The organism is Pseudomonas sp. Root71 (genome assembly GCF_001429045.1).
Lineage (GTDB): Bacteria > Pseudomonadota > Gammaproteobacteria > Pseudomonadales > Pseudomonadaceae > Aquipseudomonas > Aquipseudomonas monachiensis.
This window is the reverse complement of the sequence record NZ_LMHY01000029.1, coordinates 70,741-86,182: the sequence shown is the minus strand read 5'-3', so window position 1 is coordinate 86,182 and position 15,442 is coordinate 70,741. Positions and strand designations below refer to the sequence as shown.

At 61.7% G+C, this 15,442-nt stretch carries 17 protein-coding genes; 8 read left to right on the top strand and 9 right to left on the bottom strand.

Annotation, left to right across the window (positions count from 1 at the left end; genetic code table 11):
* Window positions 1–228: 228 nt before the first annotated feature.
* Both ASD95_RS24370 and ASD95_RS24365 read right to left on the bottom strand, forming a co-directional pair.
* The gene (locus tag ASD95_RS24370; RefSeq protein ID WP_056722424.1) at window positions 229–726 is read right to left on the bottom strand and encodes an SRPBCC family protein; all 498 of its coding nucleotides are present in this window, start codon (window positions 724–726) and stop codon (window positions 229–231) included.
* 113 nt (window positions 727–839) lie between these two features.
* Complete coding sequence (locus ASD95_RS24365) at window positions 840–1,610, bottom strand: SDR family oxidoreductase (protein WP_056722422.1); 771 nt, start codon at window positions 1,608–1,610, stop codon at window positions 840–842.
* A 158-nt stretch (window positions 1,611–1,768) separates the two neighbouring features.
* Between ASD95_RS24365 and ASD95_RS24360 the strand changes: the two genes are divergently transcribed.
* The 4 genes from ASD95_RS24360 to dmpG are packed head-to-tail and all read left to right on the top strand — an operon-like array spanning window position 1,769 to window position 5,375.
* Window positions 1,769–2,611 (top strand): alpha/beta fold hydrolase, encoded by an 843-nt coding sequence (locus ASD95_RS24360; protein ID WP_056722420.1) that lies wholly within the window; start codon window positions 1,769–1,771, stop codon window positions 2,609–2,611.
* Window positions 2,608–3,399, top strand: coding sequence for a fumarylacetoacetate hydrolase family protein (locus tag ASD95_RS24355; protein ID WP_056722418.1), 792 nt, complete (start codon window positions 2,608–2,610; stop codon window positions 3,397–3,399). Before ASD95_RS24360 ends, ASD95_RS24355 begins: the two co-directional genes overlap by 4 nt.
* Window positions 3,400–3,418: 19 nt before the next feature.
* Window positions 3,419–4,327, top strand: a complete 909-nt coding sequence (locus ASD95_RS24350; RefSeq protein WP_056722416.1) for an acetaldehyde dehydrogenase (acetylating) — start codon at window positions 3,419–3,421, stop codon at window positions 4,325–4,327.
* A 13-nt stretch (window positions 4,328–4,340) separates the two neighbouring features.
* Window positions 4,341–5,375 carry a 4-hydroxy-2-oxovalerate aldolase gene (gene dmpG, locus ASD95_RS24345; RefSeq protein ID WP_056722414.1) on the top strand — a complete coding sequence of 345 codons (1,035 nt, stop codon included), beginning with the start codon at window positions 4,341–4,343 and terminating at the stop codon, window positions 5,373–5,375.
* Between the two features lie 65 nt (window positions 5,376–5,440).
* Here dmpG and ASD95_RS29495 read toward each other — a convergent pair whose 3' ends face one another.
* From ASD95_RS29495 to ASD95_RS24330, 4 genes are all read right to left on the bottom strand, one after another.
* Window positions 5,441–5,608 carry a hypothetical protein gene (locus tag ASD95_RS29495; RefSeq protein WP_177336459.1) on the bottom strand — a complete coding sequence of 56 codons (168 nt, stop codon included), beginning with the start codon at window positions 5,606–5,608 and terminating at the stop codon, window positions 5,441–5,443.
* A 203-nt stretch (window positions 5,609–5,811) separates the two neighbouring features.
* Window positions 5,812–6,360 (bottom strand): ADP compounds hydrolase NudE, encoded by a 549-nt coding sequence (nudE, locus tag ASD95_RS24340; RefSeq protein ID WP_056722412.1) that lies wholly within the window; start codon window positions 6,358–6,360, stop codon window positions 5,812–5,814.
* A gap of 87 nt (window positions 6,361–6,447) precedes the next feature.
* Window positions 6,448–7,578: a helix-turn-helix transcriptional regulator gene (locus tag ASD95_RS24335; RefSeq protein WP_056722410.1), complete on the bottom strand. Its 1,131-nt coding sequence runs from the start codon at window positions 7,576–7,578 to the stop codon at window positions 6,448–6,450.
* 136 nt (window positions 7,579–7,714) lie between these two features.
* Window positions 7,715–8,758 carry a Rieske 2Fe-2S domain-containing protein gene (locus ASD95_RS24330; RefSeq protein ID WP_056722408.1) on the bottom strand — a complete coding sequence of 348 codons (1,044 nt, stop codon included), beginning with the start codon at window positions 8,756–8,758 and terminating at the stop codon, window positions 7,715–7,717.
* Between the two features lie 146 nt (window positions 8,759–8,904).
* Between ASD95_RS24330 and ASD95_RS24325 the strand changes: the two genes are divergently transcribed.
* The 4 genes from ASD95_RS24325 to ASD95_RS24310 all read left to right on the top strand — a co-directional run bounded on the left by ASD95_RS24325 (window position 8,905) and on the right by ASD95_RS24310 (window position 12,470).
* Window positions 8,905–9,744 (top strand): SDR family NAD(P)-dependent oxidoreductase, encoded by an 840-nt coding sequence (locus ASD95_RS24325; RefSeq protein ID WP_056722406.1) that lies wholly within the window; start codon window positions 8,905–8,907, stop codon window positions 9,742–9,744.
* Window positions 9,731–10,657: an alpha/beta hydrolase gene (locus ASD95_RS24320; RefSeq protein WP_056722404.1), complete on the top strand. Its 927-nt coding sequence runs from the start codon at window positions 9,731–9,733 to the stop codon at window positions 10,655–10,657. Before ASD95_RS24325 ends, ASD95_RS24320 begins: the two co-directional genes overlap by 14 nt.
* Complete coding sequence (locus ASD95_RS24315; RefSeq protein ID WP_056722402.1) at window positions 10,654–11,769, top strand: 3,4-dihydroxy-2-butanone-4-phosphate synthase; 1,116 nt, start codon at window positions 10,654–10,656, stop codon at window positions 11,767–11,769. The genes ASD95_RS24320 and ASD95_RS24315 overlap by 4 nt, the downstream gene beginning before the upstream one ends.
* Before the next feature lie 242 nt (window positions 11,770–12,011).
* Window positions 12,012–12,470 (top strand): REP-associated tyrosine transposase, encoded by a 459-nt coding sequence (locus ASD95_RS24310; protein ID WP_056722400.1) that lies wholly within the window; start codon window positions 12,012–12,014, stop codon window positions 12,468–12,470.
* Between the two features lie 239 nt (window positions 12,471–12,709).
* Here the strand turns inward: ASD95_RS24310 and surE are convergent, their stop codons facing one another.
* The 3 genes from surE to ASD95_RS30000 form a co-directional block, all read right to left on the bottom strand.
* On the bottom strand, window positions 12,710–13,687 hold the full coding sequence (gene surE / locus ASD95_RS24305; protein ID WP_056722398.1) for a 5'/3'-nucleotidase SurE: 978 nt from the start codon (window positions 13,685–13,687) through the stop codon (window positions 12,710–12,712).
* A gap of 78 nt (window positions 13,688–13,765) precedes the next feature.
* Window positions 13,766–15,103 (bottom strand): DUF1329 domain-containing protein, encoded by a 1,338-nt coding sequence (locus ASD95_RS24300; RefSeq protein ID WP_236709765.1) that lies wholly within the window; start codon window positions 15,101–15,103, stop codon window positions 13,766–13,768.
* Window positions 14,994–15,344 (bottom strand): DUF1302 family protein, encoded by a 351-nt coding sequence (locus ASD95_RS30000; protein WP_223541592.1) that lies wholly within the window; start codon window positions 15,342–15,344, stop codon window positions 14,994–14,996. The genes ASD95_RS24300 and ASD95_RS30000 overlap by 110 nt, the downstream gene beginning before the upstream one ends.
* Window positions 15,345–15,442: the final 98 nt, after the last annotated feature.

Below are 15,442 nucleotides of genomic sequence, written 5' to 3'. Positions count from 1 at the left end.
GAGCAAGCTCGCTCCCACAGTTTTTGGTGGTGACGCCGGCATTGCGAGTATCCCCAATCCCCTGTGGGAGCGAGCGTGCTCGCGATGGCGGCATGTCAGGTAACATCAATGTTGGATGTGCCGGCCTCATCGCGAGCAAGCTCGCTCCCACAGTTTTTGGTGGTGACGCCGGCATTACGGGCAAGCCCAATTCCCTGTGGGAGCGAGCTTGCTCGCGATGGCGGCATGTCAGGCGACATCAATGTTGGATGCGCTGACAGCCATATCCGGATTCTGCGTTCGGCCGGTTTCGTAGTAAGCCTTGAGGTTCTCGGCAATCTGCTGCACGACCTTGTTGAAGGACTTGGCCAGCAACCTTTCAAACAGCCTGCCACCGCGCAGGCTGTAATTCATTTGCAGGGTGATGCGGGTCGCGTTGCCATCGGCTTGCAAGGCATAACTGAAACTCGCCTGGCGAAAAGGAAAGGGCGAGTCATTGCCGCCCTTGTGCAACCGCAACACGAACCCCGTGCCTTCCTGCCACTGCACCACGCTTTCATCCAGATACTGACCGCCCTTGCGCAACACCCGGCGACTGGTGCCGAGGCCTTCCGTTGCGCCTGGATGAAACTGGCAACCGGTCAGTCCCGGCACGTAGTGCGGGGCGAGGCTCAGGTCGCGCAGTTTGGCCCAGACGGCTTGAGGTGGGAGATCGAGCAAAACACTGTGGCTGGCGATTGCGGGCATGTCGGAATTCCTCTTGTTATTTGAATGCTTGAAAGATCGCAGCCTCGTTTTACTCGACAGCTCCTACAGAGATTGAGGTTCAATTGTAGGAGCTGCCGAAGGCTGCGATCACTTCAGGATTGAGCCGCGTCGAGAAACGCCGGGCGTTCGCCCGCGCCATGCACCGCGATGTCCGCGCCGCTGACGTAACGGGCCAGCTTCGAGGCCAGGTACAGGCAGGTGTCGCCAATGTCTTCCGGGGTCGCCAGTCGTTGCAATGGAATGGTCGCCGCCACCCGGGCAATGCCCGCGTCGTCACCATAATGCATGGCCGCCTGCTCGGTGAGAATCAGCCCGGCGGTGACCGCATTGACCCGCACCTTCGGTGCCCATTCCACCGCCAGCGAGGTGGTCAGGTTCAGCAGTCCGGCCTTGGCCGCGCCATAGGCGGCGGTGCCGGGGGAAGGGCGGGTGGCGCTGACGCTGCAGATGTTGATGATCGCACCGCCGTCGGCCTGGGCCTGCATCACCTCGTTGGCCTGCTGGCACAGGTTCAGCGGTGCGATCAGGTTCAAACGGATGATTGCCTCGCTGAAACGCGGCGAGGCGGTGGCCGCGTCGGCACTCGGCGAACCCCCGGCGTTGTTGACCAGCACATCGAGGCGACCGAAACGCTCGACGATTTGTGCGATCAAGCGCCCGGACTGTTCGACGTCGCGCAGGTCGCAGGGCACGAACAGCGCCTCACGCCCGGCACTGGCAGGCAGGGTTGGCGGGGCTTCGCGACCGCAAATCACCACTTCGGCGCCACAGTCCAGAAAGCGCTGAGTAATGCCGCGTCCGACACCTTTACCACCGCCGGTGACCAGTACCACTTTGCCGCGAAAGTCCATCGGATCAAGCATGGGAGTTCTCTTTTTGTCGCTCGGGAATGCCGTCGATGCTAGGTCCGCAGCCTTGTGCAGGCCAACGTCCAAAGGGACTAGGTAGTCTTGTCGGACGATGTTGACCACCCGGCCCCTCGGAATAATCCCGCTACAACAACAGGCCGGGAGGACACCTTATGGGCGCTTCAGCGCAAGGGCACTTCGTTACGCTGCCGGATGGTTTGCAGCTGCACTATAAAGACATCGGCGGGCAAGACACCGGCAACGGCGAGCCGGTGATTTTCATCCATGGCAGCGGGCCGGGCGCCAGCGGTCACAGCAACTTCAAGCAGAACTACCCGGTGTTCGCCGAGGCCGGTTACCGGGTGATCGTCCCGGATCTGCCGGGCTACGGCGCTTCGGACAAGCCTGACACCCTTTACACCCTGGACTTCTTCGTCGCGGCCCTGAGCGGCTTGCTCGACGCCCTGGATATCCAGCGTTGCGCGCTCATCGGCAACTCATTGGGCGGCGCGATCGCGATCAAACTGGCCCTCGACCAACCGCAGCGTGTCAGCCGTCTGGTGCTGATGGCGCCCGGTGGCCTGATGGAAAAGGAACAGTATTACCTGCAGATGGAAGGCATCCAGAAAATGGGTGCGGCCTTCGCCAAAGGTGAGCTGAACGACGCCGCGGGCATGCGTCGCCTGTTGGCCCTGCAACTGTTCGATGAAAGCCTGATCAGCGACGAAACGGTCAACGAACGGGTGGCGGTGGTGCAACAGCAACCGGTGTGTGTGCTGTCGACCATGCAGGTGCCGAACATGACGTCGCGCCTGGGTGAATTGCAGTGCCCGATCCTCGGTTTCTGGGGCATGAACGACAAGTTCTGCCCGTCCTCCGGTGCCCAGACCATGCTTGAAAACTGCACCGGCATCCGTTTCGTGATGCTCAGCGAGTGCGGGCATTGGGTCCAGGTCGAGCACCGTGACTTGTTCAACCGCCAGTGCCTGGCGTTTCTTCAGGAGGCCCGCGGATGAGCGTGCAATTGCGCCGTGAGTTCGGCGAAGAGCTTTATCAGGCGCTGCTCAGCGGCTCCACCCTGGCGCCGCTGACCGAGCGTTGGCCGTCGATCAGCATCGAAGACGCCTATCACATTTCCCTGTACGCGATAGAGCGTCGGGTGGCGGCCGGTGACCAGATCGTCGGCAAGAAAATCGGCGTGACCTCGGCGGCGGTGCAGCAAATGCTCAACGTGCATCAGCCGGATTTCGGCTTCATCACGCGGCAGATGTCGTTCGATGACGATGCCCGGATTTCCCTGTCCGCCAACAAACTGATCCAGCCCCGTGCCGAGGGCGAGATCGCCTTCAAGCTCAAGCATGACCTGGTCGGCCCCGGCATCACCGAAGCCGACGTGCTGGCCGCCACCGAATACGTGATGCCGTGCTTCGAGATCGTCGACTCGCGGATTCACGACTGGCGCATCCGCATCCAGGACACGGTCGCTGACAACGCCTCATGCGGCGTATTCGTGCTGGGCGACAGCAAGGTCGACCCGCGCGAGCTGGACCTGCCGAATTTGCGCATGCGCGTGTTCAAGAACGGTGAGCCCCTGAGCGAAGGCCTGGGTTCGGCGGTGCAAGGCAATCCGCTGACCGCCGTGGCCTGGCTGGCCAACACCCTGGGTGCCTTCGGCATTCCGTTCAAGGCCGGGGAAATCATCCTGTCCGGTTCTCTGGTACCGCTGGAACCAGCCCGTGCCGGTGACCGTTTTGAACTGACCATTGATGGCCTGGGCAGTGCCCGGGTGTCTTTCTGCGCCTGACTTTTGGAGTTTTAACCTAATGAGCAAAAAACTCAGAGCGGCCATTATCGGCCCGGGCAATATCGGCACCGATCTGCTGATGAAAATGTGCCGATCGCAATGGATCGAGCCGGTGTGGATGGTGGGTGTCGACCCTGAATCCGAGGGCCTGAAACGTGCTCGGGAAATGGGCATCAAAACCACCGCCGGCGGTGTCGACGGCTTGCTGCCCCACGTCCTCGACGATGACATTCGCATCGCCTTCGATGCCACCTCGGCCTACGTGCATGCGGAGAACAGCCGCAAGCTCAATGAACTGGGCGTGATCATGATCGACCTCACGCCAGCAGCCATCGGCCCGTACTGCGTGCCGCCGGTCAACCTCAAGGAGCACGCGTCGAGCCTGGCGATGAACGTCAACATGGTCACCTGCGGTGGTCAGGCGACCATCCCGATGGTGGCGGCGGTGTCGCGGGTGCAGCCGGTGAGCTACGGCGAAATCGTCGCGACGGTCTCTTCCGGTTCGGTCGGCCCGGGCACGCGGCAGAACATCGACGAGTTCACCCGCACCACGGCCGGTGCGGTGGAGAAGATCGGCGGCGCCCGACGCGGCAAGGCGATCATCGTGATCAACCCGGCCGAGCCGCCGTTGATGATGCGCGACACCATACACTGCCTGACCGATGACGAACCGAACCAGGACGCGATCCGCACCTCGGTGCTGGAGATGGTCCGCGAAGTGCAGCGCTATGTGCCCGGCTACAAGCTGATTAACGGGCCGGTGTTCGATGGGCGAAAGGTGTCGATTTTCATCGAGGTCGAAGGCCTCGGCGATTTCCTGCCCAAGTCCGCCGGCAACCTCGACATCATGACCGCCGCCGGATTGCGCACGGCCGAGATGTTCGCCGAAGAAGCCCACAAGGGCACCCTGCAACTGCCCGTCCGTTGAGTGGAGAATCCCGATGAATTTGCAAGGTAAGAGCGTCCGTCTGCACGACATGAGCCTGCGCGACGGCATGCACGCCAAACAGCACCAGATCAGTATTGAGCAAATGGTTTCGGTGGCCACCGGTCTCGATGCGGCCGGTGTGCCGCTGATCGAAATCACCCACGGCGATGGCCTGGGCGGTGCGTCGCTGAACTATGGCTTCCCGGCTCACAGCGACGAGGAGTATTTCTCCGCGGTGATCCCGCAGATGAAACAGGCCAAGGTCTCGGCCCTGTTGCTGCCGGGGATCGGTACCCTCGATCACCTGAAGATGGCCCATGAACACGGCGTGTCGACCATTCGTGTCGCCACCCACTGCACCGAGGCGGACGTGTCCGGCCAGCACATCGGCATGTCGGCGAAGATGGGCCTGGACACCGTCGGCTTCCTGATGATGGCGCACATGGTCAGCCCGGAGAAGTTGCTGGAGCAGGCGCGCCTGATGGAGAGCTACGGTGCCAACTGCATCTACTGCACCGACTCGGCCGGCTACATGCTGCCCGATGAAGTCACACAAAAAATCGGGGCCCTGCGTGCCGGCCTGAACGCCGGGACCGAAGTCGGTTTCCACGGCCATCACAACATGGGCATGGCCATCGCTAACTCCCTGGCCGCCATCGAGGCCGGTGCCGCGCGCATCGACGGCTCGGTCGCGGGCCTTGGCGCGGGGGCGGGCAATACGCCGCTGGAAGTGTTCGTCGCGGTGCTGGAGCGGATGGGCGTCAATAGTGGCGTGGATCTGTACAAGATCATGGACGTGGCCGAAGACCTGGTGGTGCCGATGATGGACCAGCCGATCCGCCTCGACCGCGACGCACTGACGCTGGGTTACGCCGGGGTCTACAGCTCGTTCCTGTTGTTCGCCAAGCGCGCCGAGCAGAAGTACGGGATTGCTGCTCGCGAGCTGCTGGTGGAACTGGGGCGGCGCGGAACCGTAGGTGGTCAGGAAGACATGATCGAAGACCTGGCGCTGACCCTGTCGCGGGCCAGGGGTGTACTGCCGACCTGATTATTGCGGCAACGAAAAAACCACCGATGATTCGGTGGTTTTTTTATGGCCGGTGGAAACCGTGTTCAAGGCAGCAGATTGCGCACCACGGGCGGATAGCAATTGATCGCCGTGCTCGAACAGCTGAAGTAGGCGGTGGTCGGTCGGTAGGCTTCGTTCTTGAACAGCTGGCACAGACTGGTGGAAGCACCCGCACAGAGGATGATGAACAGAGCACAAGTAGATTTGCGCATGATGGGTCTCGACACGGTTTTATTGTTGTAGAGACAGGTTATGGCGGTGGAGGGCGAGCGGCTTCGTCTGAATGGACTAGGGATCTGTGCCTGGCCAAAATCCCCTGTAGGAGCTGCCGAGTGCAACGAGGCTGCGATCTTTTGATTTTTAGAGCAAGGTCAAGAGATCGCAGCCTGCGGCAGCTCCTACAAAAAATTGAGCATCAGCCACGGCGTGCTATGGCGCCCATGGCCATGAACAGCGCCGCAATCGCCCGGGCTTCATGCAGGTCGCCACGGGCCACCAGTTCGGGAATCTGTGCCAGGGGTACACGCAGGCATTCCAGGGGTTCGGGTTCGTCACCTTGCAGTTGGCAGGGGCTCAGTTGTTCGGCCAGTACCACCCGGTAGCGATGGCACAAATGCCCCGGTGCCAGTGTCAGCTCGCCCAACTCGGTGAGGCGGGCGGCGCGCATGCCGACTTCTTCGCTGAGCTCGCGCTGCGCCGCCTGCAGATAGTCTTCGTCGGGCTCGGCGCCACCCTTGGGCAGGCCGAGGATGGTTTTTTCCACACCGACCGCGTATTCACGCACCAGCAGCACATGCGCAGGATCGGGCATCGCCACCAGCATCACCGAGCGATAACCGGTGCCGCGCAGGCGTTCGTAGACCCGCTGCTGGCCGTTGCTGAATTGCAGGTGCAGGGCTTCGATCTGAAAGTGGCCGCTTTGCGCCAGCAGTTCAGTCTTGAGGATGGTTGGGCAGTTGCGCATGGGGCAGTCCCCTGTTTGGGATAAAGACACTGTGCGCTGTACAACGGGAGCCGCCATCGTCCGAGCGGACGAGGGCAGCAATGAGGGTCAGCCGAGGGTCGCCACGCTGCGCAGGATCAGGCGCACCAGCATGGTCTGGCGGGTCACGCCGGTCTTGGAGAAGGTCGAGCGCAGGTGCGCCCGGGAGGTGTTGCGGCTGATGCCCAGCTCTTCCGAGGCTTCATCGAGGGTCAAGCCGTTCGCCAATAACATGGCAAGCTGGGTTTCCGCCGGGGTGAAGTCGAACAGTGCGCGGACTATATCCTGGGGCGCGGTGGACTGCTGCTCCGGGTCGCTGATGAAAATCACCACGGTGGGGCACTGCTTGCCTTCGCTCCAGTCGCTCAAGGGCACCGAGCGCACGATGATCCCCAGATCCGCTTTGCCGGACGGTCGCTGTACGCGCAGGGCCTCAACCACTGATGGATTGCCGCTCTTTTGCGACAGCAGCGACTGCTTGACCAGTCGGCGGAACTCCTGGGTGTCCCGGGCGGTACCGACCTGCAGGCCATCGTTGACCAGTTTGATGCCGTCCTTTTCCTGGATCAGCCGGTCGGCAACCTGGTTGGTCTGCAGCACCTTGCCGGACTCGTCGAGGATGATCGTGCCGACCGCCATCTGGTTCACCGCGCCGGCGTACAGGTTGCGCTCGGCTTCGATACGGTTGAGTTGCATGTGGATCTTGATCGAGCGTTCCAGGTGCGGGATGAAATGCGTGAGCATGGCCTTTTCTTCATTGCCGAAAGGCTTGTCGTCACGCCCGCGACTGATGCGAATGCGGCACTGGGCGCCGTCGACAGTGTTGATGTCGGCACCGAGGATGTGGAACACGTCCACCGGTTCAAGGAAGTTCTTGTAGAACTCGGAGTTCTGCCAGTCGTCGTTGGAGACGAACTCGGCGAGGGTCACGACCTGGCGGTTGGGCAGGTCGACAAACGGATCGAGGCTGAAAAAGTGCTTGTTATACGACGCGGTCGCCTCGGTCGAGGTACCGGTGGTGTTGACCATCAGGCCATCCACATGGGCGCTGGGCGGACGCAGGATGAAGGTCACGTACTTGCTGTTCAGATGCACATTGAGCTGGTTGAGAAAAGTCGCCCAGGGAATGGTTTCCAGCGGCCCCTGATAGAGGTTGCCGAGCAAATCACTGAACGTATCGAGGCTGAGGCTCTGCTGCATGGGGAAAAACCGTTTTTATTATTAGCGTTGGCGGTGGCCGAGAATAAGCGCCGGTATCGACTCCTTGCAACGCTCGGGCTCAGGGCCTGACCGGCGGCTGCCGCTCAGGCCCGGGGCGGGCGAAAAGCCGCTGATGTCAGACCCGTTCGCTGGCGCGCACGACAAACTTCTTGTGTTCGGCAACGTCCGCCGACAGCGCCTGGACGTCGGTGTAGAACTGCTCGTACCAACGGCGCAACTGATAGACCGGACCGTCGCCGTCACACAGCAGCGGGTTGTCGACGCGGGTCTTGCTGTGCCAGATGGCCACGTCTTCGTAGAAGGCTGCCTGCGCTTGCGCCACGTAGGCCTTGGCCATTGCCTGGTTCTGCTCTTCGCTGAGCCCCGGGATCTTCTTCACCAGCACGCCATAGCGCAGGGTGAAGCTGTCGAGGTCAATCGGCACGTGACAGTTGAGCAGGATCGAATGGATTGGCTGGCCGTTCATGGCGCCGTTCATTTCGGTGATCTGATAGGCCGGGCCGAAATAGGTGGCTTCGGTGGTCAGCACGCTATCGCCGGACAGGCGCTCACTGCGGGCGCGCATGATCTGGGTGGCCAGGTGGCCCTGGAAAATGTTGATGAACTCGTCGACCGGCGCGCCATGGACGGTGCCGAAGTGCGCCATGTCGGCGATGTTGTCGATCAGTTCGCGGCAGTTGGTGCCAATCTGCAGTTCGGCGACTTCCCACTCCGCCCATTCGTCGCTGTAGCAGGCGTCGATGCGCGGAATGCGTTGTTCCGGCAGCGGCGGGTTGCCTTCGGGGTCGTTCCAGACGAACAGCAGTTGGTTCTCTTCCATGATCGGCCAGCTCTTGATCCTGGCCCGTGGCGGGATGCGCTTGGCATAAGGGATGTCATCGCACACGCCATCGGCGCCCCAGCGCCAGGCGTGGAAGGGGCAGCGGATCGAGTTGCCTTCAACGCAACCGGTGCTCAGGTCGGCGCCCATGTGCGGGCAGTAGCCATCAAGAATATGCAGATCGCCGTCTTCACCCTGGAACGCCACCAGACGGGTGCCGAACACCTCCAGGCGGTGGGCCTTGCCGTCGCGGTATTGCGCGGCCAGGCCCAGGCAATGCCAGCCACGGGCGTAGCGGTCTTCCAGCAGTTTGGCTTCGATGCGGTGCAGGGTACTCATCTTATTATTCTCCCAAGGGATCACGGGTTTGGCGCATGTAACGGATTCTGCCGCCCCTGTAAAAGCGGGCATCGTCTGAATGGACGATGGCTGCTTTAAGTAGGCCCGCTCTACTGGCGCCATTAGACCCATGGCAGGAGTTGGCGATGAGTAATGAACAAGGGCCGGTAGCGGTGATTACCGGGGCCGCCAGTGGTATTGGCCGTGGCCTGGCCGAACACGCGGCGTCGCTGGGCATGCGCCTGGTGCTGGCGGATCGGGATGCGGCGGGCCTGCAAGCCCTGTGCGAGGAATTGAAATCCAGCGGTGTGCAGGCGATTGCCTGCGTCACCGATGTCGGTGATGTAACGCAGGTCGAGCGCTTGCGTGACCGGGCTGTCGAGCACTTTGGCGGGGTCGACCTGCTGTTCAACAACGCCGGGGTGATGCAAACCGGCTTCAGCTGGGAAATCACCGAGGCGCAATGGCAGCGCATGCTCGACGTCAACCTCAACGGCGTGATCAACGGCATTCGCAGCTTTGTGCCGCTGCTGCTCAGTCAGGGCCGGGCAGCCCATGTGATCAACACGGCATCCCTTGCAGGGCTGGTCAGCAGCCCGCTGATGGCGCCGTACAACGTGACCAAGCAGGCGGTGGTCGCGCTCTCGGAAACCCTGCATTACGAACTCGCCATGATCGGTGCGCCGGTGTCGGTGTCGGTGCTGTGTCCGGGGCCGGTGGCCAGTGAAATCATGGCGTCGAACCAGGAAGTGGGCACCGCCGGGTCCGACTTCAGTCAACTGCTCGACAGCACCGTTCGCCAGGGCATGACCCCGGCGGAACTGGCCGCGCAAGTGTTCGCCGCCGTCGCGCAAAAGCGTTTCTGGATCCTGCCCCACAAGAGTTTCAAACCGGCCCTTGAACGCCGTCTGCAAAGCATCCTGGGAGAAACCAATCCGCAGTTTCAAATGACTGACGTAGAGGACGATGCCCATGCCGCTCGATAAGCAGATCGCTGGAGTACTCCAGCAGTTTCGCGACATCCCGGAGCCCGATTTCAGTCATATCGATGCCGCTCAGTACCGGCAGTTCTCCGACAACCTGCTGCCGGCCATCCCCGGCGAACCGATGAGCGAGGTGTGCGACCTGCGGGTGGCCGGCGCGGACGGTGAACTGGACGCACGGCTGTACCGGCCATCGGAAGAGAGCGACCTGCCATTGCTGGTGTTTTTCCATGGCGGCGGATTTGTCATGGGCAACCTCGATACCCACGACAATCTCTGCCGCTCGCTGGCCCGCCAGACCGAGGCGGTGGTGGTGTCAGTCGCCTACCGACTGGCGCCGGAAAGCAAGTTCCCGGCTGCACCGCTCGATTGTTATGCGGCCACCTGCTGGCTGGTCGAACACGCGGCTGAACTGCGCGTCGATGGCAGCAGGCTGGCTGTGGCCGGGGACAGCGCCGGGGGCAATCTGGCGCTGGCGGTCAGTCAGTTGGCGGCACGACGCCAGGGGCCGAAGATCAGTTATCAGTGCCTGTTTTATCCGGTCACTGACGCCGGTTGCGACAGTCAGTCCTTCGAAGACTTTGCCCAGAGCTATCTGCTTTCCGCCGGGATGATGCGCTGGTTCTGGCAGCAGTACCTGCAAGACGTCGGGCAGGCGGAGGACCCATTGGCCTCGCCGTTGCGCGCCGAGAGCCTGGCGGGATTGCCGCCAACGACCCTGATTACCGCCGAATTCGATCCGTTGCGCGATGAAGGCGAGGCAATGGCCGAGTGCTTGCGCGAGGCCAGCGTACCTGTGCGCGTACAGCGTTGTGACGGCATGATCCACGGCTTTATCAGCATGGCGGCATTCGTCGAAGGGGCGGCACAGGCTTTGTCCGATGCGGCGACCGACCTGCGCGGGGCACTCAAATGAACGACCTGGCTTTCAACACGGTGCCGCAACTGATCGAGGCCATCGGAGCCGGTCGGATGGTGGTGATCACCGACGATGAACACAACGGCGAAGGCTCGTTGCTGATGGCCGCCGAACAGGCCGGGGCCGAGGCTGTCACCTTCATGGCGGTGCAGGCACGCGGGCTGATTTGCCTGGCCCTGACCGAGCAGCGCTGCCGCGCACTGGGCCTGGACCTGATGGTGCCCAACTCCCGGGCGCAACATGGCGTGGGTTTTACCCGCTCGATCGAAGCCGCCACCGGAGTGTCCACGGGCATCTCGGCAGCGGACCGGGCGCGGTCGATCCAGGTGGCGGTCGACCCGGCCAGCGTTCCGACGGACCTGGTGCAACCGGGGCATATCTTCCCGGTGCAAGCCTTGCCCGGTGGCGTGATGCAGCGGGCCGGCCATGTCGAGGCCGCTTGCGACCTGACGCGACTGGCGGGGCTGCAACCGGCGGCAACCCTGGTGGGCATCCTCAACGAGGACGGCGAACTGGCCCGTGGTGCCGAGCTGCATGACTTCGCCCAACGCCATGGTTTGCGGATCGGCACCATTGCCGACCTGATTCACTATCGCATCCTGCATGAAGGCACGATCGAACGCGGCGGCGAATATCCGTTGCAAACCCGCCACGGCGAGTTCCAGGTGACCACCTATCAGGACACCTACCAGGGCTCGTTGCACATGGCGTTGGTCAAGGGCCGGATCGACAGCACGCAACCGGTGCTGGTGCGGGTGCAAAGCATCGAGACGTTGCGTGACGTACTGGGGTGTGAAAGCGCAGGCGGGCCGCAACAGTGGACCCTGGAGCGTTCGCTGGCCGGTATCGCGGCGGCCGGTAGCGGTGTGCTGGTGCTGCTGGCGCAAAAGGAATCCGCCGAGGGCGTGCTCGAACAACTGCGTCAGCGCAGTGGAGGCAAGCACCGGGCACCACAGTTTCCGCAACGGACCCTGGGCATCGGCGCGCAGATCCTGCGGGACCAGAACGTGCGCAAAATGCGCCTGATGAGCTCGCCGGTGCCGTACACCGCTGTTTCCGGGTTTGATCTGGAAGTGACGGAGTTTGTGCCGTTCCAGCCGGCAAACTGAAGCAAACGAAACCGAGCGCAACCTCTATGCCGGCGCGGTAGATCAGATGGCGGTTGGCACGATCATTCTCGCCCACAGGGTTAATGGGTGTATGCAATATCTGCGAGCAGCCGAAATCATTGTGGGAGCGAGCTTGCTCGCGATAGCTATCGATTGGTCACATCCAGTCAAAAGCTGACCCAACGCTCAAGCATCCACCGGTCTAGCCTTCCTCCTGAATTCACCATGGAGAGGGCAAAGGAATGCCTGAATTACCCGCCTCGCATCGCCTGCGCACAGGCCGCTATCCTGAACCCAACAGGATTTACCTGCTGACGAGCAACACGCTGGACCGAGAACCGGTTTTCAAGGATTTCGGTCTGGGCAGGCTGGTCGTCAAGCAATTTCAATATGCACAGGAACAATATTGGGCGAACTCGTTAGCCTGGGTTGTCATGCCCGATCATTTTCATTGGTTGATCGAGTTGCAGCAGTGCTCACTCAGTCAGCTGATGCAAAAAACCAAATCATTGAGTACGCGGGCCGTGAACATGTCCGTCGGACGTAAAGGCAGTCTTTGGCAGCAGGGCTATCACGATCGGGCACTGCGGCGGGATGAAGACTTGGTGAAGCTTGCTCGATATGTCGTCGCCAACCCGTTGCGGGCTGGGTTGGTTGAGAAGCTTGGTGACTATCCGTTGTGGGATGCGATCTGGGTTTGATCTGGAACCGTGTTGCCTCAATCGCGAGCAAGCTCGCTCCCACAGTGAATTTGGTTGTTCGCAGATATTGCGTACACCTGATAACCCTGTGGGAGCGAGCTTGCTCCGGGCGGCGTTCCGACGATGGCGGTCTGTCAGGCGACATTGATGTTGAATGGGCCGGCCTCATCGCGAGCAAGCTCGCTCCCACAGTGATTTGGGTGGTTCACAGAAGTTGCGTACACCCCATCTGCATTGGCTTAAGGCTTGATCCCGCGCAACATCTTCTTCGCCTGATCCTGCATCGCCTGCGGCGCGGTCATGTTGCCGTCGATCACGGTGATCACCGCGTGGCCTTGCCACAGTTGATAGGCATCGGCCTTTTGCTGGGCGTCGGTTGGTGTCGACGGTGGGGCCAGGTTGACGTGGACCACGCCGTCGGCGCCGCGCTGTGAGGTGAAGTTCACCCGATCCCAGTTGCCGATCGGGGCAAAGCTCACGCCTTTGACTTCTTCGGGTTTCAGGGGCGGGTAGTTGAGGTTCAAGCCGCTGATACCCGGCAGGCCGAGCACGTTCAAATCACACTGATGTTTGTTCTTGGTGCAGGCCTGTTTAGCTTCGGTACCGGCCAGGCTCGCCTGTTCAATGACCTTCACGGCAAACCGCGCCGTGTCGTCCATGGCGCCAAGGGTTTTGCGGTAGCCGGCCTGCTGGTCGCGGATGATCAGGTCCATGTCGATGGCCGTTGACACCGCTACTGCCGGAACACCTTTGAACATCGCGCGTACCGCAGCGTTCAGGGTGCCGGACATCTGCGTCAACGGGCCGACGTTTTCGCCGAAGTTGGTGCCGGATACCACCAGGTCTGGCGGCGAATCCTTGAGGATCACATCGAGGCCGACGTTGACCGCATCCACTGGCGTGCCGATGGCAGAGGTCTTGCCGGCAGGCGGGGTGTAGCCCTCCGGCGGCCCGACGCAAAATTTGCCCGGCGCCAGTTCGGTCACCGCCAGGGCCTGGCCGGGCACGACCACGCTGGCGGCGCTGATGCCGCTGCTGTCGTTCAATGGGCCGACCAGGGTGACCTTGTGCCCGGCGGCGGTCAGGGCGCGGTACATCGCATCGATACCGGGTGCGCGGCAACCGTCGTCGTTGGTCAGCAGGATGTTCAGGGCATTGGCGTGCATCGACAGGCCAACGCTGGCCATTGCGATGACGCCGGTGAGGAGTTTATTCATGAGCAGTCTTCCGTGAAATCTACAGAATTGGAAAAGCATAACGCCCCGACCGAATGAGTCGGTCGGGGCACTGAGGTTTTAGCGGGTGCCGAGTTTGCGCAGGTTGCCAGGGGTGAATTCGTCTTCGGTGAAGGCGGTGGCGTTGAGCTTCGCCGGTTTCTGATCGATCAGCATCCGGTCAACCAGATACGAGCCGGCAATCAGGTCGTGATAGATCCCGAGGCGAGCGTGGTAGCGCTGCATTTCGTAGGCGTAGATCGAGGTCTGCATGTTGGTGCGCCACAACTGGCCACGGCTGTCGTAGTTGTCGGCCAGGGTCGCGGCCCAAGTGTCCTCGTCCAGGTACATCACACGCTTGGCGTACACGTGGCGGGCACCTTCCTTGAGGGTGGCTTGCAGCACCCAGACGCGGTGTTTTTCATAGCGCATGTACTGCGGATCGATATGACCGGTGGTGGCCAGAATCTGATCGGTGCTCACGCTCGGATCATCGATCTTGTAGTTGTGATAAGGAATGTAGATTTCTTTTTTGCCGACGATGGTCCAGTTGTAGCGGTCCGGTGCACCGTTGAACAAACGGTCTTCGTCGTACACGCGAAAACCTCCCGCGCCGGTCGGCGAGTCGTAGCCTACGGTCGGCGCGCGACGCACCCGGCGCTGACCGGGGCTGTACTGCCAGGCCTGGCGCGGGGAGGAGGTCGGGTTGATGAACTCGTGGCCGACGACGATTTCGCCTTTCTTGCGCACCGGTTCCAGCGTGGTGATCAGGAAGTTGGTGAGGATGCCGTTGGCCGTCTCCAGAGATTTGTCCGGACTGGACCAGATCGAGAAGATCTTGTAGTTGACCTCTTCGAGCACCTTTTCCTTGTTGGCGTACACCACCGCCTGGCCGTAGTTGGCCTCTTCAGTGTTGGCGCGCGACTGCAAGGTATGGTTGAACATCAACTCGCTGCCGTTCTTCGGGATCGGGAACGGAGAAGCACCCCAGGCGTTTTTCGTGTCGTTGTTGTCATTGTCGAGTTCGGCAGTGACGGCGTTTTTCTTGATCAGGTCTTCCATGCGCTGATCGAGGCGGAAGTCGCGGTGGCTCGGGTACACCGGGATCTTGAAGGTATCAGGGTAACGCTTGAGCAACGCTTTCTGGCCATCGGTCAGGTTGTCGGCGTACTTGTCCATGTTCTTCGAATCGATCACGAACAGTGGTTTTTCCGCGGCGTACGGGTCCGGATACGGGGTGCCGGGGCCGGCGTACTTTAGACCCGGTGGCAGACCGCGCCATTTGCCGGACCAGGCCGGGATGCTGCCGTCAGCGTTGCCGGCCTTTTCGGCGCCTATCGGGGTCAGGTCCTGGCCCAGGCGGGCGGCTTCCTCGGGGCTGACCTTGGCGTAAGCCAGGCCACTGCCGAGCAGAGCCACGGTCAATGCCGTGCTCAATAAGGTTTGGGTGAATCTGGACATGCTGTGCTCCTCCGACAGGGGAATCAGAACCGGTTCTTGAAGCTGAGCGCGACGTTGTCGCGGTCGGCCAATGGGCTCTGGGCCGCGGAAAACCCGGGTAGAGCAGGCTCTCACCCCAGCTCACCACCTGGTTGCCCAGGCGCGCGTTGAGGGCGTGACCACTCACGTCCCAGGTGCCATAGGCGTAGTAATCGAGCATGCGCAGCGGTCAGGCCGGCCCGACCTGCAGTTCAGGGGTGGGAAGTGAAGCTGGGGCGACTATGGAGTCACGCTTGCAATGCAACATCGTCCAACCGG

Bases quoted from the DNA above. Each gene is read 5' to 3' on its own strand.
- ASD95_RS24370 (WP_056722424.1), bottom strand. From the start codon at position 726: ATGCCCGCAATCGCCAGCCACAGTGTTTTGCTCGATCTCCCACCTCAA.
- ASD95_RS24365 (WP_056722422.1), bottom strand. From the start codon at position 1,610: ATGCTTGATCCGATGGACTTTCGCGGCAAAGTGGTACTGGTCACCGGC.
- ASD95_RS24360 (WP_056722420.1), top strand. From the start codon at position 1,769: ATGGGCGCTTCAGCGCAAGGGCACTTCGTTACGCTGCCGGATGGTTTG.
- ASD95_RS24355 (WP_056722418.1), top strand. From the start codon at position 2,608: ATGAGCGTGCAATTGCGCCGTGAGTTCGGCGAAGAGCTTTATCAGGCG.
- ASD95_RS24350 (WP_056722416.1), top strand. From the start codon at position 3,419: ATGAGCAAAAAACTCAGAGCGGCCATTATCGGCCCGGGCAATATCGGC.
- dmpG (WP_056722414.1), top strand. From the start codon at position 4,341: ATGAATTTGCAAGGTAAGAGCGTCCGTCTGCACGACATGAGCCTGCGC.
- ASD95_RS29495 (WP_177336459.1), bottom strand. From the start codon at position 5,608: ATGCGCAAATCTACTTGTGCTCTGTTCATCATCCTCTGTGCGGGTGCT.
- nudE (WP_056722412.1), bottom strand. From the start codon at position 6,360: ATGCGCAACTGCCCAACCATCCTCAAGACTGAACTGCTGGCGCAAAGC.
- ASD95_RS24335 (WP_056722410.1), bottom strand. From the start codon at position 7,578: ATGCAGCAGAGCCTCAGCCTCGATACGTTCAGTGATTTGCTCGGCAAC.
- ASD95_RS24330 (WP_056722408.1), bottom strand. From the start codon at position 8,758: ATGAGTACCCTGCACCGCATCGAAGCCAAACTGCTGGAAGACCGCTAC.
- ASD95_RS24325 (WP_056722406.1), top strand. From the start codon at position 8,905: ATGAGTAATGAACAAGGGCCGGTAGCGGTGATTACCGGGGCCGCCAGT.
- ASD95_RS24320 (WP_056722404.1), top strand. From the start codon at position 9,731: ATGCCGCTCGATAAGCAGATCGCTGGAGTACTCCAGCAGTTTCGCGAC.
- ASD95_RS24315 (WP_056722402.1), top strand. From the start codon at position 10,654: ATGAACGACCTGGCTTTCAACACGGTGCCGCAACTGATCGAGGCCATC.
- ASD95_RS24310 (WP_056722400.1), top strand. From the start codon at position 12,012: ATGCCTGAATTACCCGCCTCGCATCGCCTGCGCACAGGCCGCTATCCT.
- surE (WP_056722398.1), bottom strand. From the start codon at position 13,687: ATGAATAAACTCCTCACCGGCGTCATCGCAATGGCCAGCGTTGGCCTG.
- ASD95_RS30000 (WP_223541592.1), bottom strand. From the start codon at position 15,344: ATGCTCGATTACTACGCCTATGGCACCTGGGACGTGAGTGGTCACGCC.